The organism is Litoreibacter albidus, assembly GCF_900107015.1.
In the GTDB taxonomy this organism is placed as follows: Bacteria; Pseudomonadota; Alphaproteobacteria; order Rhodobacterales; family Rhodobacteraceae; genus Litoreibacter; species Litoreibacter albidus.
Genome location: NZ_FNOI01000003.1, coordinates 1 through 25,719 on the forward strand (window position 1 = coordinate 1; position 25,719 = coordinate 25,719).

The following is a 25,719-nucleotide window of genomic DNA, read 5'->3' on the forward strand; positions in this document are numbered from 1 at the left end:
CCGGATCGGTGTCATTGCCCAGCACAGCGATCTCGACGGGGGTGTCCTCGTCGGTGGTGGCCGTGTCATCAATCGCGTCGGGGCCGTCGTTGACCGCGCCAACCGCAACCGTCACGGTCGCCGTGTCGGTGCCGCCGTTGCCGTCGGAGACGGTGTAGGTGATGGTCGCGTCGCCGTTGAAGTCAGGCGCAGGCGTGAAGGTGATCGTGCCGTCGGCGTTGATCACAACATCGCCGTTCGGGCTGGTCGCGTCGGTGACCGTCAGGTCATCGCCGTCCACATCAGTGTCGTTGCCGAGCACGTCGATGGTGACCGCCTCGTCCTCATTCGTGGACGCCGCATCATCGTTCGCCACCGGATCGTCGTTCACAGCCTCAACAGTCACCACAACTGTTGCGGTATCCGTGTTTCCGGCCTCATCTTCGATTGTGTAGGTGATTGTTGTCTCACCGTTGAAATCGGCGTCTGGCGTGAAGGTCACTGTGCCGTCAGCGTTGATCACGACTTCACCGTTTGGCGAAGTTGCGTCAATCACGGTCAGATCATCATTTTCAGGATCGGTATCATTGCCCAAGACATTGATGGTGACGCTGTCGTCCTCATCGACGTTGGCCGTGTCATCATTGGCGTCGGGGCCTTGATTTACGCGGTCGCCCAGAATTTGCTCGATCTCGGTGAACTCTAGCGAGCCGGTGACATTGCCGTCAGTGTCAAGGAATTCGACCGTGCCGGAGGTGCTGTCGCCGTCGGCGTCAAGCGTTTCGTTTACCACGCGGAAGAGGCCTTCGCCCGTCAGGTCCAAGACGTCATAATCGTCGCCTGTGGTGCCGCCGTCGACGGTATCGCCGTCGTTGCCACCGATGATGGTGTCGCGCCCCGCGCCACCAAGAATGGTGTCGATGCCGTCACCGCCCGTGAGGGTATCGTTCCCCGCGCCGCCTTCCAGACGGTCATTGCCGCCCTCGCCGTAGATGGTGTCGTTGCCAGCACCGCCGCGCAGCGTGTCGTTGCCGTCTGGGCCGTTGTCTTCGACAACAGTGTCCACGTCAAAGAACACATCCGTGACATTGATGCCGGAGTTTTCGTTACCGATCTGGTCGTGCAGGATCTCAATCCGGCTCACAGGGCCTGGAATGGTTACCAGAACCGAGTAATGCGGCGAGGTGTCGGAGGAATAGCCCCCGTCGGAGCGCACAGCATCCGCACCTGGAACGCCGTCGGTGTTGTAAAGTGTCAGGCAGCGGCCCGCGTCGAGCTCGATAGTGATAGGGTTGTTGTTCGCGTCGAAGGCCTGCACGCGCACAGCGCCGTCGCCGTCGATGTCATTGATGCGGAACTGAACGTTCTCGACCGGATCGGAGAAGGCCAACTCGTAATTCGCACGACCGCTGTCGCCATTGGTGACGGAGTAAAGCGAGCTGTTGTTCTCGATGGTTTCCGAGCCGCTGTCGATGCCGCTGACCAGCTGGTCGTTTGTTTCAAACTTCGTGTCGGCGTTGCCGTTCTCGTAAAGGATTGAGAAGGTGACATCGACGTTGCCGGTGTCTTGCGTGAAGCCGTTGGTGTTGTGGTGCTGGCCGAAGTTCGGGGCTTCGTCCCAGTTCAAGCTTTCGCGTACTGTTGTGCCGCCGGTTTGGCCACCGTAGTTGCTGTCGCCGTAGATGATGTCATCGCCTGCGCCACCGTCAACGGTGTCATCGCCGGAGCCGGCGTAGACGTCGTCATTGCCTTCGCCCGCAGAAATTGTGTCGTCACCGCCGAAAGCGTCCACGATGTCATCGTTCGGGCCTTCGCCTGCGATGATCTCGTCGTTCGCGTCAATGAAGTCGCCGTCAGGGTCGCCGTCGTAGCCAGCGTCGATGATGTCATTGCCCGCGCTGCCTTCAACGATGCCGTCGCGGTCATCGGCGGCTTCTGGTGTGACATAGCAAATGTTGTCGATCGCGCCGGAGCCACATAGCTCCACTTCCATGCGCGCAACGCCCTCTGCGTTGATGTTGACCGTGGTCTGGCCGTTGTTGCCCGTGTTGGAGATTTGCACGGTTTTGATCAACTGACCGGCTTCGTTGTAAAGACGGACGGTGCCGCCCTCCTCCACGTCAAGCGCACGGAAGTTTACCACTTCGGACGGCTCGTCGAAGGTGAAGATGAGCTTGCCGCCACCTGCGTTATCGTCTGGATCGTTGCTGTCACGGTCTTCCGACAAGATCAGCACGTTGCCGAGGTTACTGGTACCAAGGTCCCAATCGCCGCCAGTCGGATTGTCGGTATCGAATACCATAGGAGGGTTAGACGAGCTGCCGGAGCTGATGGTCACCCCGTCGGATGCATATTGACCGTTAACGATATCACCAGCTTGCAGGTCTTCGAATGTGAGTAAAACGTTAGGCATTACACTTTGTCTCCTACGACGTCGCGGGCATCGGTCGATACACAGCCGACCCCCGCTACAAAATTAAACTCTTTAGCGTACACGCGTGAAACCAACCCAACGGCATAGAGGGCGCTGAACGCCATCATCAAAACCATCAGTAAAATCGCTTCTGCCATGAATAATCCCCAGGCCAATGCAGTTAGTTCCACCAGTGTTGAGTGAAGACGCCAAAAACAGCGGCCACACCAGAACGCGGTGCCAAACAAGGGGATGGTCGGGCTATGCAGCCCGAAAGTCGGTGACGAAATTTACGCACCCAGTCGTCTCAACGGACGATGCACGCAAGCAGTCACACGACGTCCCTCGCATCCGGCAGGAATGCGTTATCGTGTGGCCGCCCCCGTGGCCTATGTCTTCACCCCCCAGATGGGTGTGGTTTTTGATACCGCCTCGCACGGCGACCCAAAAGCTTAATCTGCGTGCGGTGCCCCAAATTCGTCATATTCCGGTCTCGGTACGAAGGGCCTTCGGGATTGTTTCCCAACATGAAAACTGAACGCAAAACCCCACCGATGGCCGCCTTTTTGCGACAAAAAAATTCAACAATTTTATTTATATTCAATTGGTTAAATAAAATTCGAGTTAAGAATTTCTGCCAAGTGTGCACGTCCTCAGCCAGCCCCAACAAGGGTATGGAATCCCTTACCTCCCGTTGCGTAAGGGTGTTTCGCCGCCATTCTTTCCCCGCCCGAAACGACCGAACAATGCGGCTCGTGCCCGAATATTGTCCCGAATTGGTACTCAATAGTCCCGTTTTCGATTCGGGCAGCTGCGACATTCCGTAACGGCACGCGCAGATTAACCGGCGCATTAACCTTAAAAACCGAAACAATAACGCCAACATTGGGAGCATTGTTTCTAAGTGCAAATTTGCGCCAACATTCAGACATAAACGGGTCCATATCCGGCAAACCGAACCCAGCAGACGGCGATCTTCTCGACTAATATTGAAGGTTGATCAGGTCTCTCTGCCGGTAAAGGTCAGAGAGACGTGGTACCCGAGGTCGGACTCGAACCGACACGCCTCGCGGCAACAGATTTTGAATCTGTCGTGTCTACCATTCCACCACTCGGGCCCCTGTCTCGTTCGGTGGCGCGGTAGTCGCCACCAGAGGTGCGTGCGGTGTAGCCAAAGCAATCGGGCGCGTCAATTCGTGGAACGCATTATCGCGCGGTTTTCACCGGGAATTTTTCAAAAGGCGGCAATCGCCCCTAAAACATGACCCCAACTAGCCAGAGCGAGATGCTTGGGAACATCAATAACACCACCACCCGCACCAAATCTGACGCCACAAACGGCAATACACCGCGGTAGGTTTGCGTGATCGGGATGTCGCCGCCGACTTGGTTGATGATGAAGAGGTTCATTCCGACGGGCGGCGTGATCAAGCCGACCTCCACAACGATCAACGCCAATATGCCGAACCAGATCGCCGTTTGCTCTGACGTGAGGCCGAAATCCAGCGTCTCGATGATCGGGAAGAATATCGGGATGGTCAGCAGGATCATCGACAGGCTGTCCATCACGCATCCAAACACCAGATAGCACAGCAACATCGCCAGCAGCACCGTCATGGGGGCGTAGCCCTGCAGCGACACCCAATCGGCAAGTGCCTGCGGAGCTTGGGTGAAGGCCAAGAACGCGTTAAACACCTGTGCGCCAAAGATAATAAAGAAGATCATGGCGGAGGCTTGCGCCGTCTCCAGGATCGACGCCTTGAACGCCCCCCACCCCAAACTGCGTGTGGCCACGCCGTATAGGCCCGTGGCAATCGCCCCCACAGCGGCGCCTTCCGTCGGAGTGAACAAAGCCTGCGCACCGGGTTTGAGCCAGTTCCAATCCGCCGCAATGCCGCCCATAACCAAGGTGAAGATAGCCACAACCGGCCACACCTTCGCTAACGTCTTCATGCGCGCCCTAAGGGGCTTGCGTGCCGCCACCGGTCCAGCGTCAGGGCGGATGCGAACATAGATCGCCACGGTCACCATGTAGCCAAATGCCGCGAGCAATCCCGGGACCAGCGCCGCAATGAACATTTTCACTAGGTTCTGTTCGGTCAGGATCGCGTAAATCACCAAGATAATAGATGGCGGAATCAAAATGCCCAACGTACCCCCCGCCGCCAGCACCCCCGTGCTGAGTGCGTCAGAGTAGCCGCGCTTGCGCATTTCCGGCAGGGCCACCTGTCCCATCGTGCTCGCCGTCGCGAGAGAGGAGCCACAGACCGCCCCGAACCCCGCGCAAGCGCCCACGGCCGCCATCGCCACACCGCCCTTGCGGTGGCCCAACCAGTCCGACGCCGCGTTAAACAACGCCCCGCTCATGCCGGACTTTGTGGCGAACTGCCCCATCAGCAAGAATAGCGGCACAATCGTCAGGGAGTAGCTGGAGAACGTGTCATACGTCAGGGTTTTCATCTGGCTCAGCGTCGCCGTAGGCCGCCCCAGAACGATCCACGTCCCGATAAAGCCCGACGCGAACATCGCGGCCCCGATTGGAATGCGCAGGAATATTCCCAGCAACATCAGCCCGAAGCCGGACAGCGCCAACTCCAGCCCGCTCACAGCTCACCCTCTTCGCCGACAATGACCCAGTTGACCGCCCGCCACACCGTAAAGACGCTCACCACGAAGAAGAGCACCGCCCCCAAGGTGGAGAGGCCGTAGGGTATCCACACGGGCATCTCAAGCTCATAGGTTGTTTCGGGGTAATAGGGCTTTGACCCCATCGCGAAGGCGCTGCGAAAACTGTCAGAGCCGTAGGGGAATTTCTCCGCGAACCCCAGATAGAGCCGCCACAGGATTAATCCAGACACAACGGCAATGGCCAGATCACCCAATGCGCCCAGCACGGCCTGCGCGCGCGGCGGCAATCGGTTGGACAGCACATCAACGGTCACATGGCCGCGATTCAACTGACACCACGGCATGAACGCGAAGATCGCGATGGCGCAGCTCATCTCCACAAGTTCGAAATCCCCGCGCACAGGGCCAAGTCCCGCAAACAAAAACGCGCGCCCAGTCACGGAGGCCACGGTGATTAACGCCGCGCTCACCAGCACCAGCCCCCCCGCATAGGCGCATAGGCGGCACAGAGCATTTAACGTCTGCTCGGTGCGGGCCTCAAAGTGTCTTGCCAGAGCCATCGGCCCTCCTGCGCGCGCCTTTGGTCATGCCGAAGGCGGGAACTGATAAATCGTTAACCGAAACTAAAGACGGTCTGTGGAGAACGTGTCGCAGCTTTGAATGGTCGCGTTCTCATAACCGGTTGCGAACCACCGTTGGCGCTGCGCGGATGTGCCATGGGTGAAGCTGTGCGGATTGGGGCGCTTGCCCGCGTTGCGCTGCAACGTGTCGTCGCCGATCTGCTTGGCCGCGTTGATCGCTTCCTCTAAGTCGCCGCTTTCCAGGGAATTGAACCGCGCCTGCGCGTACCGCGCCCACACGCCGGACAGACAATCGGCTTGCAACTCGGTCCGCACAGAGATGGCGTTGCTTTCCGTTTGGCTTACCTGCTGGCGTATACGGTGGGCCTGCCCCAGAATGCCCAGCTCGTTCTGGACATGGTGCGCGATCTCATGAGCAACGACATAGGCCGCCGCGAAATCACCCGACGCGCCAAGGCGGCGCGACAGCGTTGTGAAAAACTCGGTATCCAGATAGGCCTTGCGGTCCGCGGGGCAGTAAAACGGCCCCGATGCACCGGATGCGCCGCCGCAGGGGCTTTGCGTGGCGCCTTTGAACAACACCAGCGTCGCGGGGGTATACTGCCGCCCGACCTGTTCTTGGAAAATTTCGTCCCAGACTTCTTCTGTGTCGGCCAGCACCACGGAGACGAACGCGCCCGCCTCTTGGTCGGCTTGGGTGATCTGGCCACCTGTGGACACCACCTGCCCTCCGCCGCCGCCCGCAGATTGCAGCAACGGGGTCACGTCGATACCCAAGAAATAGCCAATCACCAAGACCGCGATCAACCCGACGCCGCCAATGCCGCCCGCCTTGCCACCACGGCGTCGGCCGGTCTGCATACGCCTATCTTCTATGTTGCGGCTGCTGCGCCGACCTTTCCAACGCATTTCGCGCTCCTCATACTGGACTTGCAGCGTTAGTAAGGCCATGATGCACCGAAGGCAAACGACCCAATGGCAGCTGGCAGATATAAGCGGGCGCGATACGGGTGAAGCAGGATTAACATGAAGCGGCTATATAACTGGACCCTGTCCCTCGCGGACCATCCCTACGCTATGTGGGCATTGGTCATTGTCGCATTCACCGAAAGCTCCTTTTTTCCGATACCGCCGGACCTGTTGATGATCCCGATGATCATCGCCCGCCCAAGCAAGGCGTTTTTGATTGCTGGCGTGGCTATGGCGGCCTCTGTCATTGGCGGCTTGATGGGCTACGCCATCGGCGCCCTCGCGTTCGAGCAGATCGGACGGCCCATCCTAGAGGCGCTTGGCAAAGGCGACGCCGCACTTGAGTTCAACTCCCGCTTTAACGATATGGGCTTCTGGCCGGTGCTGATCGCGGGTATGACGCCCTTTCCCTACAAGGTTATCACCATCATGTCGGGCTGGACGGGCATGCCGCTTGGCACCTTTATCGTAACGTCCATCATCGCGCGTGGCGCGCGCTTCTTTATCGTTGCAGGCCTTTTGTGGAAATTCGGCGACCCGATCCGCAACTTCATCGAAAAGCGCTTGGGTCTGGTGTTCACCGCATTTATCGTCGTCCTATTGGCAGGTTTCGCCTTGGTGAGGTTCCTATAAGTATGTCACGCACCCAGATCGTCATCACCGCCGCTGGCGGCTCCGCCCTTCTGCTGGCGGGAGCGTTTATCTTTCAACTGCTTGGCTATGCTCCCTGCGAGATGTGCCTTTGGCAGCGCTGGCCCCATGCCGCCGCCTTCTTGATTGGTGCGCTCTTTCTTATGCTTCCCAGTCGTGCACTGGCGCTGCTGGGCGCATTGGCCGCCGCCACGACAGGGCTGATCGGTGTATTTCACGCAGGCGTTGAGCAAAAATGGTGGGAAGGCCCGACAAGCTGCACATCCGGCGACATCAGCAACCTGACGCCGGAACAGCTGCTGGAGCAAATCATGACCGCCCCGATGGTGCGTTGCGACGAAATCCCGTGGGCGCTGGCAGGCATCTCTATGGCGGGTTGGAACGCGATTATCTCGCTGTTTCTTGCAGGGCTGTGGATCGCCGCCGCACGGCGCAGCGCGTAGAATACGCGACCATTGGCGGCTAAATCGGTCAATCTCGCCGCCCCCATTGCACCCTAAACCTAGGTTGGTCTATAGTGCCGCCAACTAGATATAGACGCCCTGAGGCGCACCCAAATCGAGATCGGACCCACCGTGAGCGACACGCCGGAAACCCCTGAAAACGAAGACGAAAACACACCGTTCCGCATGCATCATGACGGGCCGCAGATCAACATTGCCGACGAGATGAAGACCTCCTTCCTCGAATACGCGATGAGTGTGATTATCTCGCGGGCGATTCCCGACCTGCGCGACGGCCTGAAGCCGGTGCACCGCCGCATCCTTTATGCGATGTATGAGACCGGCAACACGCACGACAAGTCGTACAAAAAATCTGCCCGTCCCGTCGGCGACGTCATGGGTAAATACCACCCGCACGGCGACAGCGCGATCTATGACGCGTTGGTGCGTATGGCGCAGGATTTCTCCATGTCGCTGCCTTTGCTTGATGGTCAGGGCAACTTCGGCTCCATGGACGGCGATAACCCCGCCGCGATGCGCTATACAGAAGTGCGCATGGACAAGCCCGCAGGTTCCCTGCTGGCGGATATCGAAAAAGACACAGTCGACTTCCAAGACAACTACGATGGCAAGGACCGTGAACCCTCCGTTCTGCCCGCCCGCTTCCCCAACATGCTGGTCAACGGCGCTGGCGGTATCGCGGTGGGTATGGCCACGAACATCCCGCCCCACAACTTGGGCGAGGTCATCGACGCGACGCTGGCGCTGATCGAAAGCCCAGACCTGGACGAGCACCAGTTGATGGAATACGTCCCCGCCCCCGATTTCCCGACAGGCGGCATCATCCTTGGCCGTTCCGGCGCGATCAAGGCTTATACAGAGGGGCGCGGCTCGGTCATCGTGCGCTCCAAAACCCACGTGGAAGAAATCCGCAAAGACCGCTTTGCCATCATCATCACCGAAATCCCGTATCAGGTGAACAAGGCCACGATGATCGAGCGGATAGCGGAAACCGCACGCGACAAAAAGATCGAAGGCATCAGCCACGTCCAAGACGAATCCGACCGCGTCGGCGTCCGCGTCGTGGTGGAGTTGAAACGCGACGCCACCGCAGAGGTGGTGCTGAACCAATTGTTCCGCTTCACGCCCATGCAAACCAGCTTTGCCTGTAACATGCTGGCGCTGAACGGCGGCAAGCCGGAGCAGCTGACCCTGCGCACGTTCCTGACCAACTTCATCGCCTTCCGCGAAGAAGTGGTGGCCCGCCGCACCGCATTCGAGCTGCGCAAAGCCCGCGAACGCAGCCACATCTTGTGTGGCTTGGCCGTGGCCGTCACCAACATCGACGAAATCGTTGCGACCATCCGATCCTCCACCGACGCTGCCGAAGCGCGCAGCCGCTTGATGACCCGCGCGTGGCCAGCCGCCGACATCGCGCAATATATCAAGCTGATCGACGACCCGACCCACACGGTCAACGACGATGGCACCTACCACCTGTCCGAAACCCAAGCCCGTGCCATTCTGGAACTGCGCCTGCAACGCCTGACACAAATCGGCGTGAAAGAGGTTACGGACGAACTGGAAGAACTTGCCAAGAAGATCACCGAATACCTCGCCATCCTGCGCTCTCGTGAGCGGATTATGGGCATCATCGCGGATGAGCTGACCGAGGTAAAAGAACAGTTTGCCGTCCCACGTCGCACGGAGATCGTCGACTGGTCCGGCGACATGGAAGACGAAGACCTGATCGAGAAAGAGGACATGGTCGTCACGATCACCCAGTCCGGCTGGATCAAACGCACGCCGCTTGCCGAATTCCGCGCGCAACGTCGCGGCGGCAAGGGCCTGTCTGGCATGTCCACCAAGGACGACGATGTCGTCACCCAGCTGTTCGTCGCCAATACGCACACACAGCTGTTGTTCTTCACCACCGACGGCATGGCCTACAAGCTGAAGACATGGCGCCTGCCCCAAGGCGGCCGCACCGCCAAAGGCAAGGCAATCGTCAACATCCTGCCAATCCCGACTGGCGTGTCCATCGCGGCGATCATGCCTGTGGACCGCGACGAGAAGGAATGGGGCGATCTGCAAATCATGTTCGCCACAACCGCTGGCGACGTGCGCCGCAACGCGCTGTCGGACTTCACCAACGTTATGCGCAACGGCAAGATCGCTATGAAACTGCCGGAGGGTGTGGAACTGGTAAATGCCCGCATCTGCGATGAGAACGATGACGTCATGCTCATCACCAACGCAGGTCGCGGCATTCGCTTCCCGACCACCGACGTGCGCGTCTTCTCCTCTCGCAGCTCCACCGGTGTGCGCGGTATCCGTTTGCAGGACAACCAGCGCGTCGTCTCCATGTCGATCATCCGCCACTTCGAGGCTGATCCAGCAGAGCGCGCCGCATATCTTAAAATGCGTCGCGCTGTCATGGGCTTAGCGGACGATGCTGACGCAGAGGATGAAGAGGCTATCGCAGGCGATATCAGCCAGGACCGCTATGACGAGATGTTCGCGTTCGAGGATCTGATCCTCACCATCACCAAAGGCGGCGCAGGCAAGCTCAGCTCCTCGCATGATTATCCGGTGCGCGGGCGCGGCGGCATGGGCGTTACGGCAATGGATAAAACCATGCGCGGCGGCGAAATCATCGCCTCCTTCCCAGTGGAGACCAGTGACCAGATCATGCTGGCCACATCCAAAGGCCAGTCCATCCGCTGCCCTGTCGAAGGCATCTCCTTCCGGTCGCGCTCTGCGGGTGGGGTTAAGGTCTTCAACACCGGCAAGGGTGAAGAGGTCGTATCAGTGGCCTACATCGCCGACCAAGGGGAAGAAGACAGTGACGCGGAGGCGACAACCGACGTCGTTACCGACGAAAGCTAAGCCCCTTCCGATACGTTTAGAATGGCCGTCCCAACAGGGCGGCCATTTTGCTTTGTACTTGCCCCCGCGCTGCGCTACATCCGCCCCATGACAGATAGCATCCTCAATATCATCGGTGGCGGCATGGCAGGCTCTGAAGCCGCTTGGCAGGCCGCAAACATGGGCGTCAAAGTGGTCATCCACGAAATGCGCCCGAAGGTCGAAACCTTCGCCCACCGCACGGGCGATCTGGCGGAAATGGTGTGCTCCAACTCCTTCCGCTCCGACGACAGTGAGCAGAACGCCGTGGGCCTCCTCCATTGGGAGATGCGACAAGCGGGCGGCATCATCATGGAAATGGCCGACAAACACGCCCTGCCCGCAGGCAGCGCCTTGGCCGTGGACCGCGACCCCTTCGCGCAATCCGTCACTGCCAAGATCATGGCTCATCCGAATATCTCGGTGTCTTACGAACCGATCGAGGAGCTGCCCACCAGCGGCAACTGGATCATAGCCACGGGGCCGTTGACCTCGCCCGGCTTGGCAAGCGCTATCGCCGCCGAGACCGGACAGGACGCGCTGGCCTTCTTCGACGCCATCGCGCCGATCATCTATTTCGACACCATCAACATGGACAAAGCGTGGTTCCAATCGCGCTACGACAAGGGCGAGACGGAGGAGGACCGCACTGCCTACCTCAACTGTCCGATGGACAAAGACACCTACGAGGCCTTCATCGACGCGCTTTTGGCAGCCGAGAAGACCGAATTCAAAGAAGGTGAAACCGCAGGCTATTTCGACGGCTGCCTCCCGATTGAGGTGATGGCGGATCGCGGCCGCGAAACCTTGCGCTATGGCCCGATGAAGCCCGTTGGCCTGACCAACCCGCACCAGCCGGACATTAAGGCCCACGCCATCGTGCAACTGCGCCGCGACAACGCCTTGGGCACTTTGTTCAACATCGTCGGCTTCCAGACCAAAATGAAATACGGCGCGCAAAAGGAAGTTTTACGCATGATCCCTGGACTGGAGGAGGCCGAGTTCGCCAGACTTGGTGGCATCCACCGCAACACATTTATCAACTCCCCCACATTGCTGGACGGGCAGATGCGTCTGAAATCGAAGCCACATTTGCGCTTCGCAGGGCAAATCACCGGCGTTGAGGGATACGTGGAATCCGCCGCCATGGGCCTTTTGGCGGGGCGCTACGCGGCGGCCGAAATGCTGGGCCACACGCTGGATGTTCCGTCACCAGATACCGCAATGGGCGCTTTGGTGACGCATATCACCGGCGGCGCGGAGGCAAAAACCTTCCAACCGATGAACATCAACTTCGGGTTATTCCCGCCAGTAGTGGACGCCAAAACGGGCCGCCGCAACCGCGCCACCCGCTACAAGATGTACACCGACCGCGCGAAACAGGCTTGGACCGACTGGCTTGATGATGCACGGCTGCACGACGCCTAGGGAATTTGCCACCGTGGGCGGCATACTCGAACTGGTCGCAAACACATGACGTACCGCACCCGATTTGCTCCGTCCCCGACGGGCCCGCTGCACCTTGGGCACGCCTATTCCGCGCTTCTGGCGCGGGACATGGCCGAGGCACATCGCGGCAAATTCCTGCTGCGGATTGAGGACATCGACCAAAGCCGCGCACGCCCGCACTGGGAGGCACAGATTTACGACGACTTGGCATGGCTTGGCCTCACGTGGCCCCAGCCCGTCATGCGCCAATCGGACCGTTTGCAATTCTACAACGCGGCATTACGCAAACTTTGGGCGCTCGGGCTGCTGTTTCACTGCACCTGCAATCGACGCGATATCCAAGAGGCCGCCTCTGCCCCGCAAGAAGGCGGTGCCCCTATTATGGGGCCGGACGGGATCGTCTATCCCGGCACCTGCCGCCACAGACATTCGCAAGACGGGGCCGTGCCCTTCCCCGGAAACGCCGCGCTTCGGCTAGACATGGCGCGCGCTGCGACCATGCTCAGCCAACCGGAGGCTCTCGCTTTTCTTGAGACTGGGCAAGGCCCCGACGGCCAGACGGGCCATATCCGCTTCACCGAAGAAGATCTGTTAACCACAATAGGCGACGTCGTGCTGTGCAGGCGCGATATGGGCACATCGTATCATCTGTCGGTCGTGCTAGACGACGCAGCGCAGGGCATCACCCATGTGGTGCGCGGCCGCGATTTGTTCGAGGCGAGCAAGATTCACGTGGTTCTACAACGTGTTCTAGGCCTTCCGGTCCCCACCTATCATCATCATGATTTGATCCGCGACGCGGAGGGCAAGCGTCTGGCCAAACGCGACGACGCGCGCGCCATCGCCAAATACCGCGATGACGGCCTGCGCCCTGAAGACATTCGCGCGATGGTCGGGCTTTAGCTTTCGGGCTTCATCAACTCGCGTTCTGTGCCGTCCTCAACGGACGTATAAAGGCAGCTGCGCCGATTGGTGTGACACGCCGGACCGACCTGTTCCACCACCGCCAGCAGGCAGTCGCGGTCACAATCCACGCGCAGATCAATCAACGTCTGCGTGTGGCCGGACGACTCGCCCTTGATCCAAAACGCCTGACGTGACCGCGACCAATAGGTCACTTTCCGCGTCTCAAGCGTTTGTGCTACTGCATCGGCGTTCATCCATGCCAACATCAGCACCTCCCCGCTGGCGTGGTCTTGGGCGATCACTGGCAGCAGCCCTTGGTCGTTATAGGTCAGTGTTTCAGGATCGAAGCGGGTCATGGGATTTACCTTTTGCAAACGTCGCACTAGGGCTTATCTATGGTTCTGACCTTGTTGAAAAGGCCCGATAGGAGCGCGTCAATGTCTGAGAATACCGATCTGATCAAGCTCTACTCGGGGCAGATACTGGCACTGGCAGCGGATATTCCGCTGACCGACCGCCTTGATGCGCCACAAGCTTCGGTCAAACGCCGCTCCCCGTTGTGCGGCTCGACTGTCACCGTGGATCTGGACATGGACGGCGACCGCATCGCGGCCTTCGGGCAAGACGTGAAGGCCTGCGCCTTGGGTCAAGCGGCGGCCTCCGTTGTGGGCGGCGCAATTTTGGGGCGCACGGAAACCGAAGTCCGCGCCGCGCAAAGCCAGCTGAAGGCCATGCTGAAATCCGACGGCCCTGCCCCTGACGCGCCATTCGATGACCTGAAGGTGCTGTTGCCCGCAAAAGAATTCAAGAACCGCCACGCGTCAATCATGCTCGCCCTTGATGCAACCGTCGAGGCGATGGAACAGGCACGCAACGCCAACTGCGCATAAAAAAAGCCGCTACGTCCGGGCGGGACGCAGCGGCCAGTCAGCTAGTCTCATCAGTCGTGATACGCACCGAGGCAGTCGGCATAGTTGGGGACATTGCGTATCCCCCGACGGGTAACGGGACAGAAAACCGGTCGAGGCTGGACGAAAGACAGCAGGCAGTTAACTCCTAGAATAGCGTTGGAAGGTAGAGGGCGACCGTCATCATCACGCCGATGGATGCGATTCCGGCCGCATCGTGCATCAAGGCTTTAGGGGACCGGGTAAGGACCTCGCGAAAATCTTTGATCATGTGAACTCTCCCTGCTCTTAAACGCTTCTGTTGCGCCTTTGTTCTCATTTTAACCATGTTCTGTAAAGAACTTTTTAAGAACATTTGCGAACAAAATGTAAGGGGCCTGCGGGAAAAGCTGCTAACCAATTGATATTAAACGGATCGATTTGTCTTGTTCCATCAACCACAAAAGAACACGCGCCGCCTCTCCACGCGGCGATGTCAGCGACGGATCATCCACCAGAAGTTTGCGGGCGTCGCTTTGGGCGACTTCCATCAGTGCGGTTTGGGTTTCCATATCCGCGATGCGAAAACGCGGCATACCACTTTGCGCGGTGCCAATCAGATCCCCTGCCCCGCGAATGGCCAAGTCTTCCTCCGATATCCGGAACCCGTCCTCCGTCTCGCGCATGATGCGCAGACGACGTTTGGCGGTCTCGGTTAACGGGTCTTGAAACAGCAGCAAGCAGGTGGAGGCCGCGTCCCCGCGCCCGACCCTCCCGCGCAATTGGTGTAACTGTGCAAGGCCAAAGGTTTCCGCCCGCTCGATCACCATCACCGTCGCGTTGGGCACGTTCACCCCCACCTCGATCACCGTGGTGGCGACCAGCACCGAGGTCTCCCCCGCCACGAACTTGGCCATCGCCGCGTCTTTCTCAGCGGGTGGCATTTGCCCGTGGACAAGGCCGACCACATCTTCCCCCAACGCGGCGCGCAACCTTTTGAACCGGTCTTCTGCCGCGGTTTTGTCGCTCAGCTCGCTCTCCTCGACCAACGGGCAAACCCAGTAAGCCTGCCGGCCCTCAGCAATCACGCCGCGCAGCTTGGAGACGACTTCGTCAAGGCGCGCGGTGGACACCGACGCCGTGGTGATCGGTTTGCGCCCTGGTGGTTTTTCGTCCAACACCGACACATCCATGTCGCCATATTGCGCCAACGCCAAGGAGCGCGGGATCGGTGTAGCCGTCATCACCAGCACGTCAACGGCGCGGCCCTTCGCCCCCAACTCGGAGCGTTGGTTCACCCCGAAGCGGTGCTGCTCATCCACCACCGCAAGCCTAAGATCATGGAACTCCACATCTTTTTGGAACACTGCATGCGTGCCCACTAAAACATGGATGCGCCCATCCGCCAGCGCCGCCAGCTTCGCCGCACGCTCCGTCCCTTTATCGCGTCCGGTCAGAAGCTCCAATACGACGCCAGCGTCGGCCGCCAATGGGACCAGACTCTCATGATGCTGACGCGCCAAAATCTCGGTCGGGGCCATCATGACGCCCTGCCCGCCGGCCTCCACCGCCGCGAGCAATGCCATGAAGGCGACCAGCGTTTTGCCCGCCCCCACGTCGCCTTGCAGCAACCGGTTCATCCGGATCGGCGCCGCCATATCCGCCGCGATTTCCGCCACTGCTCGGGTCTGCGCGCCCGTCGGGCTGTAGGGCAAGGCCGCCAAAACCTTCGATTGATACGCCCCAGTGGCCGTGCTGGACACGCCGGGTTTGGCGCGAACGGTTGCGCGCGCCAGCCCAAGTGTCAGTTGATGCGCAAAAAACTCGTCGTAAGCCAAGCGCTGCCGCACGGGATGGGTCGCGGTGATATCGGCCAACGCCGTTGGCCTATGCGCGGCGCGAATGGCGTCCGCCCAATCCGGCCAGCCGGTTTTCGCCTTCTGCCCCGGATCAATCCACTCCGCCAACTCCGGTATGCGCGGCAACGCAGACTGCGCCGCCTTGTGGAAAACCCGCTGCGTGACCCCGTGGGTCAGTGGATAGACAGGTTCAAACGCGGGGATTTCATCTGCGCGGTCCACAGGCAGCATATGATCGGGATGCACCATTTGCGCCACCCCGTCGAACATTTCGACCTTGCCTGACACCAAGCGTCGCTGCCCCGTCGGCAACTGCTTTTGCAGATAATCGCCATGCGCATGAAAGAACACCAAGCGGAATTCCAGCTTCTCGTCGCGCACATGCACATGGTACGGACGCCCCCGCGAGCGCGGCGGAACATGCATGCCAATCTCGACCTCAACCGTCACCACACCGGGCAAAACGGCGTCTTGTACCGATGATTTGACCGCACGGTCCACGCCGGACAATGGCAAGGTGAAGATCAAATCACGCGGTTTCTCAATTGCCAAGTGCTCAAAATTCTTGGCAATCTTCGGGCCGACGCCGTCCAACTCCGTAAGGGCGCTGAACAGCGGAAACAATATTTCAGGACGCCCCGCCACGGCGATCTACGCGTCCCCGATAAGGGCGAGCCAATCGTCCTCATCAATCACTTTGATCCCAAGGGACGCCGCTTTCGTGGCCTTGGACCCCGCCCCCGGCCCCGCGACCAGAAGGTCGGTTTTGGCCGAAACGCTGCCGGACACTTTCGCCCCTAGCCCTTCGGCGCGCGCCTTTGCCTCCGCACGGCTCATCTTCTCCAACGTGCCGGTGAACACGACGGTTTGCCCAGCCACGGGGCTGTCCGCTGTGGCGGGCCGCGCCACCGGTTGCACCTCCAATTCGTCGACCAACCGCTTGATTGAGGCGTATTCTGCCTCTTGTGCAAAGGCCTGCGTCAGCGACGCCGCCATCACCGCGCCAACCCCGTCGATCGACAGCAGATCATCCCACGCGGGGCCGGACTGCGGCGCGGCATCGCGCACGGCTTGCTCGAAGTCGTCCCAATTCGTGAAATGACGGGCAAAAAGGTTCGCCGCACTCTCCCCGACGTGACGGATGCCAAGTGCGAAGATCACCCGGTTGAGCGGTATCTTACGCCGCTCATCAATCGCATCAAACAGGTTCCCGACCGAGGTATCACCCCATCCGTCGCGGTTTTTCAGCTTGGTCATCGCCTTGGCATCGCGTTGGCGCAGCGTGAAAATATCAGCCGGTTCGCGCACGCTCAACTGATCGTCGTGGTAGAATGCCTCCACCTGCTTTGCGCCAAGACCGTCAATATCAAACGCCCCACGGCTGACGAAATGCTTCAATTTCTCAACGGCTTGCGCGGGGCAAATCACCCCGCCCGTGCAGCGCCGCACCGCGTCGCCTTCTTCGCGGATCGCGGCGGATCCACATTCGGGGCACAGATCGGGAAACACATACGGCACCGCGTCCGCTGCCCGTTGCGACAGGTCAACATCCGCCACTTTCGGGATCACATCGCCCGCGCGGTAGACCTGCACCAAATCGCCTTCGCGGATATCTTTGCCGCCGCGAATTTCCCCGCCCTTGCTGTCGATACCCTTGATGTAATCCTCGTTATGCAGCGTCGCGTTGGAGACAACCACGCCCCCAACCGTCACCGGAAGCAGTCGCGCGACGGGCGACAAAGCCCCCGTGCGCCCCACCTGTATCTCAATCGCCTCCAGACGGGTCCACGCCAATTCTGCCGCGAATTTATGGGCGATTGCCCATCTCGGTGTCGTCGACCTGAAGCCAAGACGGCGCTGCAAATCCAGATCGTTTACCTTGTAGACCACCCCGTCGATGTCATAGCCCAAGTCGGGCCGCGCGACTTCAATATCCGCATAATGCGCCACCAATTCAGCGGGGCCTTTGCACAGGCGCGTCAGCGGGTTGGTCTGAAACCCCATCTCCGACAACCGCGTGATGGCCTTCATTTGTGTGTCGGCCAACGGTTCCGACACCGCCCCCCACGCGTAGGCGAAAAAGGCCAAAGGCCGCGCCTTGGTGACGTTTGCATCCAACTGGCGCAGCGATCCGGCGGCCGCGTTTCGCGGGTTGGCGAAGACTTTCGCGCCGGCGGCCTCTTGCGCTTTGTTCAGCGCCGCGAAATCCGCGTGGCTCATGTATACCTCACCGCGCACCTCCAACACGTCGGGCGCGCCGGATATCTGCTGCGGGATGTTGGCGATCATTTTCGCGTTGGCGGTCACATTCTCACCAACTCCGCCGTCGCCACGCGTCGCCGCAGAGACAAGCCGCCCCGCCTCATAACGCAACGATAGCGACAGCCCGTCGATCTTCGGCTCAGCTGTGTAGCTCAGCGCGTCGGTGTCACTAAGGCCGAGGTATTTGCGAATACGCGCGTCAAATTCGGTCACATCGCTGTCGTCGAAGGCATTGCCCAAGGACAGCATCCGCACCTCATGCCGGATCTTCGAGAACCCTTCCGCAAGCGGCCCGCCGATTTGTTCGGTGGGGCTATCGTCGCGTTTTAACGCCGGAAACCTTTGCTCAATCGCGAGGTTGCGCCGCTTGAGCGCGTCATAATCCGCGTCGCTGATCTTGGGCTGGTCCCTGCCGTGGTAATCCGCATTCGCGCGGGCCAATGCGTCCGCCAAACGCGCGAGCTCGCTGCTGGCTTGATCCTCTGTCAGATCGTTCGGCTCTATCTGTTCCACATTGGGTGCTTGTTCCACGGATCGCCCTCACTTCTCGCGCTGTTCTTGATATGGCGAGAAGGCGAAGCCGTCCAGTCGTCCAGCCCCAAGTCGTGGCCTTTCCGGCGTTTTCCTGTGGTGCGGGCCAAATGAAAAGGCGCGCCCGTTTCTCGGGGCACGCCTTTTCCATCGTCACACTTATCGCCGTGCTTTAGCCGCTCACAGCCAGCTGCTTCAGGTCTTCCGTCTGCGTCATCGGTTGTGGATCGCGCAGAACATAGCCCCGCCCCCACACCGTCTCAATGTTGCTTCCGCCGCCAGTGGCAGTCGCCAGTTTCTTGCGCAGCTTGCAGATGAATACGTCGATGATCTTCAATTCCGGCTCGTCCATCCCGCCGTAAAGGTGGTTCAAGAACATCTCTTTCGTCAGGGTCGTGCCTTTACGCAGGCTCAACAGTTCCAGCATCTGGTACTCTTTGCCCGTCAAATGCACGGGGGCGCCGTTCACATCCACGGTTTTCGCGTCAAGGTTCACGGCAATCTGCCCCGTTTGGATAATCGACTGCGAATGCCCTTTGGAGCGGCGGATAATAGCGTGAATACGCGCAACCAATTCTTCGCGGTGGAATGGCTTGGTTAAGTAATCGTCCGCGCCGAACCCGAATCCTTTCAGCTTGCTGTCCGTGTCGTCGGCGCCAGACAGAATCAAAATCGGCGTCTCAATACGGGCTTGCCGCAACTGGCGCAGCACCTCATGGCCCGTCATATCGGGTAAATTTAGGTCTAGCAGGATTAAGTCGTAGTCATACAACTTAGCCAAATCGATGCCTTCCTCCCCCAGATCGGTGGAATAGACATTCAGGTTTGCGTGGGTCAGCATCATAGAGATGGACTTGGCGGTAGTCGGATCGTCTTCGACGAGAAGCACTCGCATTATTTGTTCTCCGGTATACGTCCCCTCAAGTATGTTAACATTAAAATGCAAAAGGTTAATTTGAAGTTACCGTTAACCCTGCGTCTCGTCCAAATCGTTATTATTCCGGTAGCTTTGCAACGATGTCGCCCGTAATGCGGACGCCCCATGATGCGCGAGGGCGGATCGCCATGCGGTCAATTCCTCCTCCGAGAGGCCGTACATCTCGCAAGCCTCCCGCGCGGAAATCAGCCCTGACTCAACGCCGTGCACCACCAAGGCTTTCCGCCTCGCCACCCACCGGCGGGTTGTTTTATCCGGCAGATCAGCGCGACTCATCGTGGTGCCATCCGGCAAAGTGACCGTGCGCGGTCCGGTTTCTCGTTTCAGATACATCACAAATTCGTCCCGTGGCCTAATCTCCCTCCCAAGTTACGCACGCATGCCTTAAGGGGACGTGAAGCATGGTCTTGTGACTGGCTAAGATTTTCCTATATTTCTGCGTATTCCCCGATGGAGGCCGCTATGGCATTGGACTGGACACCTGGACGTCTGAATTCGCTTGGCTTTGCCAAGCCCCCCGCTGAGACTCGCGTCGTTGTCGCGATGTCCGGAGGCGTGGACAGCTCTGTGGTTGCGGCGCAGTTGGCCGAGGAAGGCTACGACGTCGTCGGCGTCACCTTGCAGCTTTATGACCATGGGGCAGCGCTGGCCAAAAAAGGAGCGTGCTGCGCCGGCCGCGACATCCACGACGCGCGGCGTGTGGCCGAAGACATGGGCTTTCCGCATTACGTGCTCGATTATGAAAACGTGTTCAAAGACGCGGTCATTGACGAATTCGCCGACAGCTACCTTGGCGGCGCAACGCCCGTGCCCTGCATCCGTTGCAATGAGCGCGTGAAATTCAAAGACCTGTTGGAAACCGCCAAAGATCTGGACGCGGATTGCATGGCCACGGGGCACTATATCCAGCGCAAAACGGGCGACAATGGCGCGGAGCTGCATTCCGCCGCCGACGCCAACCGTGACCAAAGCTATTTCCTGTTCTCGACCACACCGCAGCAGCTTGAATACCTGCGCTTTCCCTTGGGCCACCTCGCCTCCAAGGCGGAAACCCGTGCGCTGGCGGCGAAATACGGGCTGTCTGTGGCGGACAAGCCCGACAGTCAGGACATCTGTTTCGTCCCCAATGGCGACTACGCCTCAGTCATCGAAAAGCTGCGCCCCGGCGCGGGGGAGCCGGGCGATGTGGTCGATATGGACGGCACCGTGCTGGGACGCCACAATGGCGTGATCCACTACACCATCGGCCAACGCCGCGGCTTGGGCATCGGCGGGCTGGAAACCCCGCTTTATGTCGTCAGTCTCGACGTGGACAAAAAGCACGTCGTCGTCGGCCCGAAAGAGGCGCTGGCCACGCGCAAAATTCCGGTGCGTGAAATTAACTGGCTTGGGGACGCGCCCTTCGACAGTCAGGCCGAATGGCATGTGGGCGTGAAAGTGCGCTCCACCCGTCCACCTGCGTCCGCGATCATCCGGCCGATCTCCGCCACGGAGGCCGAGGTCGAATTGCTCACGCCGGAGGAAGGGGTCTCCCCCGGTCAGGCTTGCGTGTTCTACGACGAAGGCTCCAGCCGCATCTTCGGCGGCGGCTGGATCTGGCGCGGCTACTAGGCGCTGCGACGCAGTCGCCCGACGTGGCTGACATCGACTGGCGCCTTGAGGCGCTGGTCTTCGGTCGTGGGGATGGCGTGCACCGCACGCAGGACGCTGAATTCCTGCTGTGCCTCCGCAAGTATGCGCGCCTCCACGGGCGGCAGGTCTGCCACGTCATCCGCACCCACTGCCCTCATGCAATGCAAGGACCGCGTCCGGATCGACACATGCGGCAGCTTCACGCCCAAGCCGTCCGGATTTATCAACGCGGGATTGTAGCGCCCCGACGGGCGCGCGACCAAGCTCAGCCCGAACGGCGTCACAGGCGCTGTGATCACCTCCAGCCCCACGGGTTTTCTACGCTCCAGCCGCAGGTTCAAGCCGCGCTTGAACGACATGAAGGTGCCGCCGCTCTCTGGCGTCGCGGCCCAGCTTTCAATCGCGTGTTCGCGCAGCTTTTGCACGAAGCGCCGCCCGAAGGCGTCACCCTCCAACACTTGAGTTTGCACCACGGGTGCCTCCCCGTGGCCAATCCCCTGCATATAGCGGCGAAACACGCGGCCCGGGATCATCGGGCGGGCATATTCGACGTGGGAGCGTCCGGGCAGGTAATGGTTTAATAACCACATTAAGTGGTCCTTGCCCGCCTGCGGCATACGCGCGCTGGTCAGCAAAATCAGCCGGAACGACGGATCATCCTGATCGCGCAAGGACGGCAACGTCAAACGCTCCAACACCTCAAATTGTCTTAAAACTTCCGCCTCGGTCAGCCCGCGCGCGGCTGTACCGCGTCGACGCACCAATCCGCCAGGCTTTCCACAATAGGAAAACCGCATCTGGAAAAACACTTCCATTATGTCACCACTCGTTAACTACACGGGGGCTTTTCGCCCCACTTTTAATGAGCGGAAGGATGTCGGGTGCCTGTTTTCAGATCAACAGGTTGACCAAAGGTCAGGCCAGTTGTGTTACCGACTTGCACCATAAAGTGTGTCGGCGCGGCCCTCGAACGCACGCACAATACGCTGCATCGCCTCGTTGAAGAACAGCCCAGCAGCGCCTTGCAAGATACGGTTTTTAAACTCGAAATCGACGAAGAACTCGACCTCGCAGCCACCCTCCTCAACGTCGCGGAAGTCCCATGTGCTTTTGAGGAACTTGAACGGGCCGTCCAGATATTCGGTGTCGATCTTCATATCGTCAGCCCACAACGTCACCTTGCTGCCAAATCGTTCGCGGAACACTTTGAAGCTGATCACCAGATCGGCCAGCACCACCTCTGCCGCGCCCTCTTGGGTGCGCGACCGGATGCGCGCGGCGGAACACCACGGCAAAAACTCTGGGTATTCAGCCACATCCGCGACCAGAGAATACATCTGGTCAGCGCTATAGGGCAGCTTGCGTTTTTCGCGGTGGCTTGGCATAGGCGTCAGGGGCTTTGCTTGCTCGATCAGTTGCTGGGGGGTGTCCCCCAGCCGGACAAAAATTTCAAGGGGATAACATGTCTCATCCGCCCTATGTCATCGACGAGTTGATCTCGGCGAAGTCTATCGCCGCCCGCATTGAAACCCTTGCCCGCGAAATACAGGGCCGCTTCGGCGATACCGACAAGCTGGTCGTCGTGGGTCTGTTGCGCGGCTCCTTCGTGTTCATCGCCGATCTGGTGCGCGAGTTGGACCTGCCTGTAGAGGTCGACTTCCTCGAAGCCTCCAGCTACGGCGACGGCATGGAAAGCTCTCGTGAGGTCCGCATTCTGAAGGATTTGCGCGGCGAAATTGGCGGCCGTGATGTGCTCGTGGTGGAAGACATCGTCGACACGGGCTTCACCCTGTCGCACGTCATGCACCTGCTCAAAAGCCGCTCCCCTGCGCGGATCGAGACGATTGCCCTGCTGGATAAGCCCACCCGCCGCGAGGTCGACATCAAGGCGACTTGGACAGGCTTCGAGATCCCCGACGAATTTGTCGTCGGTTACGGCATCGACTACGCGCAACGCAACCGCAACCTGCCCTATATCGGCAAGGTCCGCTTTACGTGAACTACCGCTGGCTCCTCAGGGCGTCGATGTGGGTGCGCCGCCCCCCGTCGGAGCGCCGCGTGAAGCTGTTTGTCGGGCTCATAGCCCTGTGCATAGCCATCGCCCTTATCGAGCACTATGTGGGCTGGCCGGAATGGGCAAAAATGGAGCGCGCCCCCCGCGTCCCGCGTTTCTAAGCGAGTTTTCGCTACGTTCACAATTTCGGCATTGGACGTGTGGCGTTCTGTACGGCAAGCTGGACTGACGTAAGGTTAAGTCAGCCAACTCGTTTACAGGAGCCATTATGTTAAAACCCGCCATTGCCGCCGCCCTCACCTTTGCCACCGCAGGATTTGCCGTCGCAGACACCGACCACAGCAAGCTGCCGCCAGAAATTCAGGCCCGTCACGGGTTGATGGCAAACTACGCGATCAACTTGGGTGTCCTAGGTGATATGGCGAAAGGCAAAACAGACTACAACGCGGAGCTGGCTGCATTGGCCTCTGCCAACCTCGCCGCCTTTGCCAGCACCGATCAGTCGCTGCTCTGGCCCGAAGGCTCCGACGCGATGACGGCTGATGGCTCCCGCGCCTTGCCGAAAATCTGGGAAGACCGCGCCGATTTCGACGCGAAATCCGATGATCTGGCCACAGCCGCCACGGCACTCGCTGCGGTGGCAGGCACTGACCTCGCCGGATTACAGTCCGCCATGGGCGGTGTCGGCGGCGCTTGCGGTGCCTGCCATAAAGTCTACCGCGAACCCAAATAAGCCATGCTTAAGCGATCCCTCGCCGCCGTCGCCCTTCTGGGCGCCGGTGCCGCGTGGTGGCTAACGGCCCCCACTCCGCTGTCGCACGCAACTGAAACCGCATTGGTGACGGCCCCCGCCGACCACATCCAAGGGGAGCAGGTGTTCTGGGCCGCCGGATGTGCGTCTTGCCATGTGGCCCCCGACGCGGAGGAAGGCGACGCCCCCTTGCTCGCGGGCGGGCAGGCCTTCGCAAGCGACTTTGGTACGTTCTACGCCCCCAATATCAGCCCGTCAGAGCAAGGCATCGGCGGCTGGACGCTGCTGGAGTTCGCGAACGCCGTGCAAGCGGGCGTCAGCCCCGACGGCGCACATTACTACCCCGCCTTCCCCTACACCGCCTACGCAAAAGCAACGCCCGCCGATATCGCAGCGCTCTACGCCTTCATGCAAACTCTGCCCTTGGATGCGACCCCGTCGAAGGCGCACGACGTGGGGTTCCCCTTCAACCTCCGCCGCAGTCTGGGGGGCTGGAAACTGCTCTTCGGCGCGCCTACCGGCCCTGCGGTGACCGCAGATGATCCGGTTCTACAGCGCGGGGCCTATCTGACGGAGGCATTGGCCCATTGCACCGAATGCCACACCGAACGAAACGCTTTGGGCGGCCTGAACAGCGACCGCTGGCTGGCGGGCGCGCCAAACCCGAACGGCAAAGGGCGCATCCCCAACATCACCCCTGCGGGGCTGGACTGGTCCGACATTGATCTGATGGCGTATTTCACCACCGGCCTCACGCCCGACTATGACAGTGCGGGCGGGCATATGGCGTCCGTCGTGCAGAATCTGGCACGCCTCAGCGAGGAAGACCGCATGGCCATCGTAGACTACCTAAAGGCCATCCCCGCCGTGGCGGACCAGCCGTCTGATCCCTAAGCCCGACCGAGCTTCGCCAACCGCGCGTCACGCAGCTTCGCGAAATCGTCGCCCGCATGGTAGCTGGACCGCGTGAGCGGCGTGGAGGAGACCATCAAGAACCCCTTGCCATACGCCGCCTTCTCATAGGCCGCGAATTCTTCCGGCGTCACGAAGCGGTCTACGCGGTGGTGCTTCGGCGTCGGCTGCAAATATTGCCCGATCGTTAAGAAATCGATGTCCGCCGCGCGCATGTCTTCCATCACCTGCATCACGGACTGGCGATCCTCGCCAAGCCCCACCATGATTCCGGATTTGGTGAACATCGTCGGGTCCAACTCTTTCACCCGCTGCAACAAACGCAGCGAATGGAAATACCGCGCACCCGGCCGCACCTCGGGATACAGACCCGGAACAGTTTCCAGATTGTGGTTGAAGACGTCGGGTTTCGCCTTAACAACGACTTCCAACACACTGGGATCGCAGCGAATAAAGTCTGGCGTCAGAATTTCAATCGTGGTCCCTGGTGACTGGCGGCGCACTGCACGGATGGTCTGGGCGAAATGCTCCGCCCCGCCGTCCTCGATGTCGTCGCGGTCGACGGATGTGATCACAACGTGATTCAGCCCCAGTTTCTTGACCGCATCCGCAACACGGCCCGGCTCGAACACGTCCAGAGCCTCTGGCGGCTTGCCGGTGGCGATGTTGCAGAACGTACACGCCCGCGTGCAGACCTCGCCCATGATCATCATCGTGGCGTGGCCTTGGTTCCAACACTCCCCGACGTTGGGGCATCCGGCCTCTTCACAAACCGTCGTAAGCTTATGTTCACGCATGATTTTATGCGTTTCTTTGTAACCTTCCCCAACGGGCGCTTTCACCCTGATCCATGCCGGCTTGCGCGGCTGGGCGTTGTCCGGTCGCTTCGCCTTTTCGGGGTGGCGCTGGCTCGGTATCTTCAGGTCGCGGGTGGCCATGATTTAGGCTCCTGTTGGGATGGCTTAGCGTGTCCGCCAAAACTTGGTTTAACACTAAACGATCCCATGT

Annotated in this window: 25 protein-coding genes and 1 tRNA gene; 11 read left to right on the plus strand and 15 right to left on the minus strand. The window is 59.9% G+C overall.

All coding sequences use genetic code 11. The features are described from left to right. From BLW66_RS18195 to ypfJ, 6 genes are all read right to left on the minus strand, one after another. The coding region (locus BLW66_RS18195) for a cadherin-like domain-containing protein (protein WP_139254550.1) at positions 1 to 2,392 on the minus strand (2,392 nt) is incomplete at its 3' end. Then, positions 2,392 to 2,550, minus strand: coding sequence for a hypothetical protein (locus tag BLW66_RS17905; protein WP_170833437.1), 159 nt, complete (start codon positions 2,548 to 2,550; stop codon positions 2,392 to 2,394). The genes BLW66_RS17905 and BLW66_RS18195, both read right to left, overlap by 1 nt. Positions 2,551 to 3,426: 876 nt before the next feature. Then, positions 3,427 to 3,510, minus strand: a tRNA-Leu gene (locus BLW66_RS08480). 136 nt (positions 3,511 to 3,646) lie between these two features. Beyond that, complete coding sequence (locus BLW66_RS08485; protein ID WP_089946723.1) at positions 3,647 to 4,999, minus strand: TRAP transporter large permease; 1,353 nt, start codon at positions 4,997 to 4,999, stop codon at positions 3,647 to 3,649. Further along, entirely contained in the window at positions 4,996 to 5,580 is a 585-nt protein-coding gene (locus tag BLW66_RS08490) for a TRAP transporter small permease (RefSeq protein ID WP_089946724.1), read from the minus strand. The genes BLW66_RS08485 and BLW66_RS08490 overlap by 4 nt, the downstream gene beginning before the upstream one ends. Before the next feature lie 63 nt (positions 5,581 to 5,643). Next, on the minus strand, positions 5,644 to 6,510 hold the full coding sequence (ypfJ, locus tag BLW66_RS08495; protein WP_089946725.1) for a KPN_02809 family neutral zinc metallopeptidase: 867 nt from the start codon (positions 6,508 to 6,510) through the stop codon (positions 5,644 to 5,646). A gap of 117 nt (positions 6,511 to 6,627) precedes the next feature. Here ypfJ and BLW66_RS08500 point away from each other — a divergent pair, with 117 nt between their 5' ends. The 5 genes from BLW66_RS08500 to gluQRS all read left to right on the plus strand — a co-directional run bounded on the left by BLW66_RS08500 (position 6,628) and on the right by gluQRS (position 12,923). Beyond that, positions 6,628 to 7,203, plus strand: a complete 576-nt coding sequence (locus BLW66_RS08500) for a YqaA family protein (RefSeq protein WP_089946726.1) — start codon at positions 6,628 to 6,630, stop codon at positions 7,201 to 7,203. Between the two features lie 2 nt (positions 7,204 to 7,205). Further along, positions 7,206 to 7,664 (plus strand): disulfide bond formation protein B, encoded by a 459-nt coding sequence (locus BLW66_RS08505; RefSeq protein ID WP_089946727.1) that lies wholly within the window; start codon positions 7,206 to 7,208, stop codon positions 7,662 to 7,664. A gap of 132 nt (positions 7,665 to 7,796) precedes the next feature. After that, on the plus strand, positions 7,797 to 10,553 hold the full coding sequence (gene gyrA, locus BLW66_RS08510) for a DNA gyrase subunit A (RefSeq protein ID WP_170833438.1): 2,757 nt from the start codon (positions 7,797 to 7,799) through the stop codon (positions 10,551 to 10,553). Positions 10,554 to 10,640: 87 nt separating this feature from the next. Beyond that, positions 10,641 to 11,999, plus strand: coding sequence for a methylenetetrahydrofolate--tRNA-(uracil(54)-C(5))-methyltransferase (FADH(2)-oxidizing) TrmFO (gene trmFO, locus BLW66_RS08515; RefSeq protein ID WP_089947073.1), 1,359 nt, complete (start codon positions 10,641 to 10,643; stop codon positions 11,997 to 11,999). Positions 12,000 to 12,044: 45 nt separating this feature from the next. Next, positions 12,045 to 12,923 (plus strand): tRNA glutamyl-Q(34) synthetase GluQRS, encoded by an 879-nt coding sequence (gluQRS, locus tag BLW66_RS08520; protein ID WP_089946728.1) that lies wholly within the window; start codon positions 12,045 to 12,047, stop codon positions 12,921 to 12,923. Here the strand turns inward: gluQRS and hisI are convergent. Further along, entirely contained in the window at positions 12,920 to 13,282 is a 363-nt protein-coding gene (hisI, locus tag BLW66_RS08525) for a phosphoribosyl-AMP cyclohydrolase (protein ID WP_170833439.1), read from the minus strand. The two genes, gluQRS and hisI, sit on opposite strands and share 4 nt — an antisense overlap. Positions 13,283 to 13,363: 81 nt before the next feature. Between hisI and BLW66_RS08530 the strand changes: the two genes are divergently transcribed. Continuing rightward, on the plus strand, positions 13,364 to 13,816 hold the full coding sequence (locus BLW66_RS08530) for an iron-sulfur cluster assembly scaffold protein (protein ID WP_089946730.1): 453 nt from the start codon (positions 13,364 to 13,366) through the stop codon (positions 13,814 to 13,816). 166 nt (positions 13,817 to 13,982) lie between these two features. Here BLW66_RS08530 and BLW66_RS18200 read toward each other — a convergent pair whose 3' ends face one another. The 5 genes from BLW66_RS18200 to sciP all read right to left on the minus strand — a co-directional run bounded on the left by BLW66_RS18200 (position 13,983) and on the right by sciP (position 19,735). Continuing rightward, the gene (locus BLW66_RS18200; RefSeq protein ID WP_280140674.1) at positions 13,983 to 14,105 is read right to left on the minus strand and encodes a hypothetical protein; all 123 of its coding nucleotides are present in this window, start codon (positions 14,103 to 14,105) and stop codon (positions 13,983 to 13,985) included. A 121-nt stretch (positions 14,106 to 14,226) separates the two neighbouring features. After that, on the minus strand, positions 14,227 to 16,317 hold the full coding sequence (recG, locus tag BLW66_RS08535) for an ATP-dependent DNA helicase RecG (protein ID WP_089946731.1): 2,091 nt from the start codon (positions 16,315 to 16,317) through the stop codon (positions 14,227 to 14,229). 6 nt (positions 16,318 to 16,323) lie between these two features. Then, positions 16,324 to 18,465 carry an NAD-dependent DNA ligase LigA gene (gene ligA / locus BLW66_RS08540; protein ID WP_244508600.1) on the minus strand — a complete coding sequence of 714 codons (2,142 nt, stop codon included), beginning with the start codon at positions 18,463 to 18,465 and terminating at the stop codon, positions 16,324 to 16,326. 172 nt (positions 18,466 to 18,637) lie between these two features. Then, positions 18,638 to 19,360: a response regulator transcription factor CtrA gene (gene ctrA, locus BLW66_RS08545; protein ID WP_089946732.1), complete on the minus strand. Its 723-nt coding sequence runs from the start codon at positions 19,358 to 19,360 to the stop codon at positions 18,638 to 18,640. Between the two features lie 72 nt (positions 19,361 to 19,432). Continuing rightward, the gene (sciP, locus tag BLW66_RS08550) at positions 19,433 to 19,735 is read right to left on the minus strand and encodes a CtrA inhibitor SciP (protein WP_089946733.1); all 303 of its coding nucleotides are present in this window, start codon (positions 19,733 to 19,735) and stop codon (positions 19,433 to 19,435) included. A gap of 129 nt (positions 19,736 to 19,864) precedes the next feature. Between sciP and mnmA the strand changes: the two genes are divergently transcribed. Further along, positions 19,865 to 21,013, plus strand: coding sequence for a tRNA 2-thiouridine(34) synthase MnmA (gene mnmA, locus BLW66_RS08555; protein WP_089946734.1), 1,149 nt, complete (start codon positions 19,865 to 19,867; stop codon positions 21,011 to 21,013). On the opposite strand, the gene BLW66_RS08560 is transcribed toward mnmA, so the two are convergent. After that, positions 21,010 to 21,849, minus strand: a complete 840-nt coding sequence (locus BLW66_RS08560; RefSeq protein ID WP_089946735.1) for a glycosyltransferase — start codon at positions 21,847 to 21,849, stop codon at positions 21,010 to 21,012. The genes mnmA and BLW66_RS08560 overlap by 4 nt on opposite strands. A 114-nt stretch (positions 21,850 to 21,963) precedes the next feature. Continuing rightward, the gene (locus tag BLW66_RS08565) at positions 21,964 to 22,419 is read right to left on the minus strand and encodes a type II toxin-antitoxin system RatA family toxin (protein ID WP_089946736.1); all 456 of its coding nucleotides are present in this window, start codon (positions 22,417 to 22,419) and stop codon (positions 21,964 to 21,966) included. Between the two features lie 77 nt (positions 22,420 to 22,496). On the opposite strand from BLW66_RS08565, the gene hpt reads away from it, so the two are divergent. From hpt to BLW66_RS08580, 4 genes are all read left to right on the plus strand, one after another. Further along, entirely contained in the window at positions 22,497 to 23,033 is a 537-nt protein-coding gene (hpt, locus tag BLW66_RS08570; RefSeq protein ID WP_089946737.1) for a hypoxanthine phosphoribosyltransferase, read from the plus strand. After that, on the plus strand, positions 23,030 to 23,209 hold the full coding sequence (locus tag BLW66_RS17755) for a hypothetical protein (RefSeq protein WP_139254551.1): 180 nt from the start codon (positions 23,030 to 23,032) through the stop codon (positions 23,207 to 23,209). The genes hpt and BLW66_RS17755 overlap by 4 nt, the downstream gene beginning before the upstream one ends. A 107-nt stretch (positions 23,210 to 23,316) precedes the next feature. Beyond that, on the plus strand, positions 23,317 to 23,781 hold the full coding sequence (locus BLW66_RS08575) for a cytochrome c (RefSeq protein ID WP_089946738.1): 465 nt from the start codon (positions 23,317 to 23,319) through the stop codon (positions 23,779 to 23,781). A gap of 3 nt (positions 23,782 to 23,784) precedes the next feature. Continuing rightward, positions 23,785 to 24,693, plus strand: a complete 909-nt coding sequence (locus tag BLW66_RS08580; RefSeq protein ID WP_089946739.1) for a cytochrome c — start codon at positions 23,785 to 23,787, stop codon at positions 24,691 to 24,693. Here the strand turns inward: BLW66_RS08580 and lipA are convergent. Further along, positions 24,690 to 25,649 carry a lipoyl synthase gene (lipA, locus tag BLW66_RS08585; protein WP_089946740.1) on the minus strand — a complete coding sequence of 320 codons (960 nt, stop codon included), beginning with the start codon at positions 25,647 to 25,649 and terminating at the stop codon, positions 24,690 to 24,692. The two genes, BLW66_RS08580 and lipA, sit on opposite strands and share 4 nt — an antisense overlap. Between the last annotated feature and the right edge of the window lie 70 nt (positions 25,650 to 25,719).

Excerpts from the sequence above, each read along its gene's own strand:
- gluQRS (WP_089946728.1), top strand. The coding sequence starts at position 12,045 with ATGACGTACCGCACCCGATTTGCTCCGTCCCCGACGGGCCCGCTGCAC.
- BLW66_RS08580 (WP_089946739.1), top strand. The coding sequence starts at position 23,785 with ATGCTTAAGCGATCCCTCGCCGCCGTCGCCCTTCTGGGCGCCGGTGCC.
- BLW66_RS17905 (WP_170833437.1), bottom strand. The coding sequence starts at position 2,550 with ATGGCAGAAGCGATTTTACTGATGGTTTTGATGATGGCGTTCAGCGCC.
- BLW66_RS18200 (WP_280140674.1), bottom strand. The coding sequence starts at position 14,105 with ATGATCAAAGATTTTCGCGAGGTCCTTACCCGGTCCCCTAAAGCCTTG.
- BLW66_RS08500 (WP_089946726.1), top strand. The coding sequence starts at position 6,628 with ATGAAGCGGCTATATAACTGGACCCTGTCCCTCGCGGACCATCCCTAC.
- ctrA (WP_089946732.1), bottom strand. The coding sequence starts at position 19,360 with ATGCGAGTGCTTCTCGTCGAAGACGATCCGACTACCGCCAAGTCCATC.
- mnmA (WP_089946734.1), top strand. The coding sequence starts at position 19,865 with ATGGCATTGGACTGGACACCTGGACGTCTGAATTCGCTTGGCTTTGCC.
- BLW66_RS08575 (WP_089946738.1), top strand. The coding sequence starts at position 23,317 with ATGTTAAAACCCGCCATTGCCGCCGCCCTCACCTTTGCCACCGCAGGA.
- BLW66_RS08560 (WP_089946735.1), bottom strand. The coding sequence starts at position 21,849 with ATGGAAGTGTTTTTCCAGATGCGGTTTTCCTATTGTGGAAAGCCTGGC.
- sciP (WP_089946733.1), bottom strand. The coding sequence starts at position 19,735 with ATGTATCTGAAACGAGAAACCGGACCGCGCACGGTCACTTTGCCGGAT.
- lipA (WP_089946740.1), bottom strand. The coding sequence starts at position 25,649 with ATGGCCACCCGCGACCTGAAGATACCGAGCCAGCGCCACCCCGAAAAG.
- trmFO (WP_089947073.1), top strand. The coding sequence starts at position 10,641 with ATGACAGATAGCATCCTCAATATCATCGGTGGCGGCATGGCAGGCTCT.
- hpt (WP_089946737.1), top strand. The coding sequence starts at position 22,497 with ATGTCTCATCCGCCCTATGTCATCGACGAGTTGATCTCGGCGAAGTCT.
- BLW66_RS08505 (WP_089946727.1), top strand. The coding sequence starts at position 7,206 with ATGTCACGCACCCAGATCGTCATCACCGCCGCTGGCGGCTCCGCCCTT.
- hisI (WP_170833439.1), bottom strand. The coding sequence starts at position 13,282 with ATGACCCGCTTCGATCCTGAAACACTGACCTATAACGACCAAGGGCTG.
- BLW66_RS08530 (WP_089946730.1), top strand. The coding sequence starts at position 13,364 with ATGTCTGAGAATACCGATCTGATCAAGCTCTACTCGGGGCAGATACTG.
- BLW66_RS08490 (WP_089946724.1), bottom strand. The coding sequence starts at position 5,580 with ATGGCTCTGGCAAGACACTTTGAGGCCCGCACCGAGCAGACGTTAAAT.
- ypfJ (WP_089946725.1), bottom strand. The coding sequence starts at position 6,510 with ATGCGTTGGAAAGGTCGGCGCAGCAGCCGCAACATAGAAGATAGGCGT.
- BLW66_RS08565 (WP_089946736.1), bottom strand. The coding sequence starts at position 22,419 with ATGCCAAGCCACCGCGAAAAACGCAAGCTGCCCTATAGCGCTGACCAG.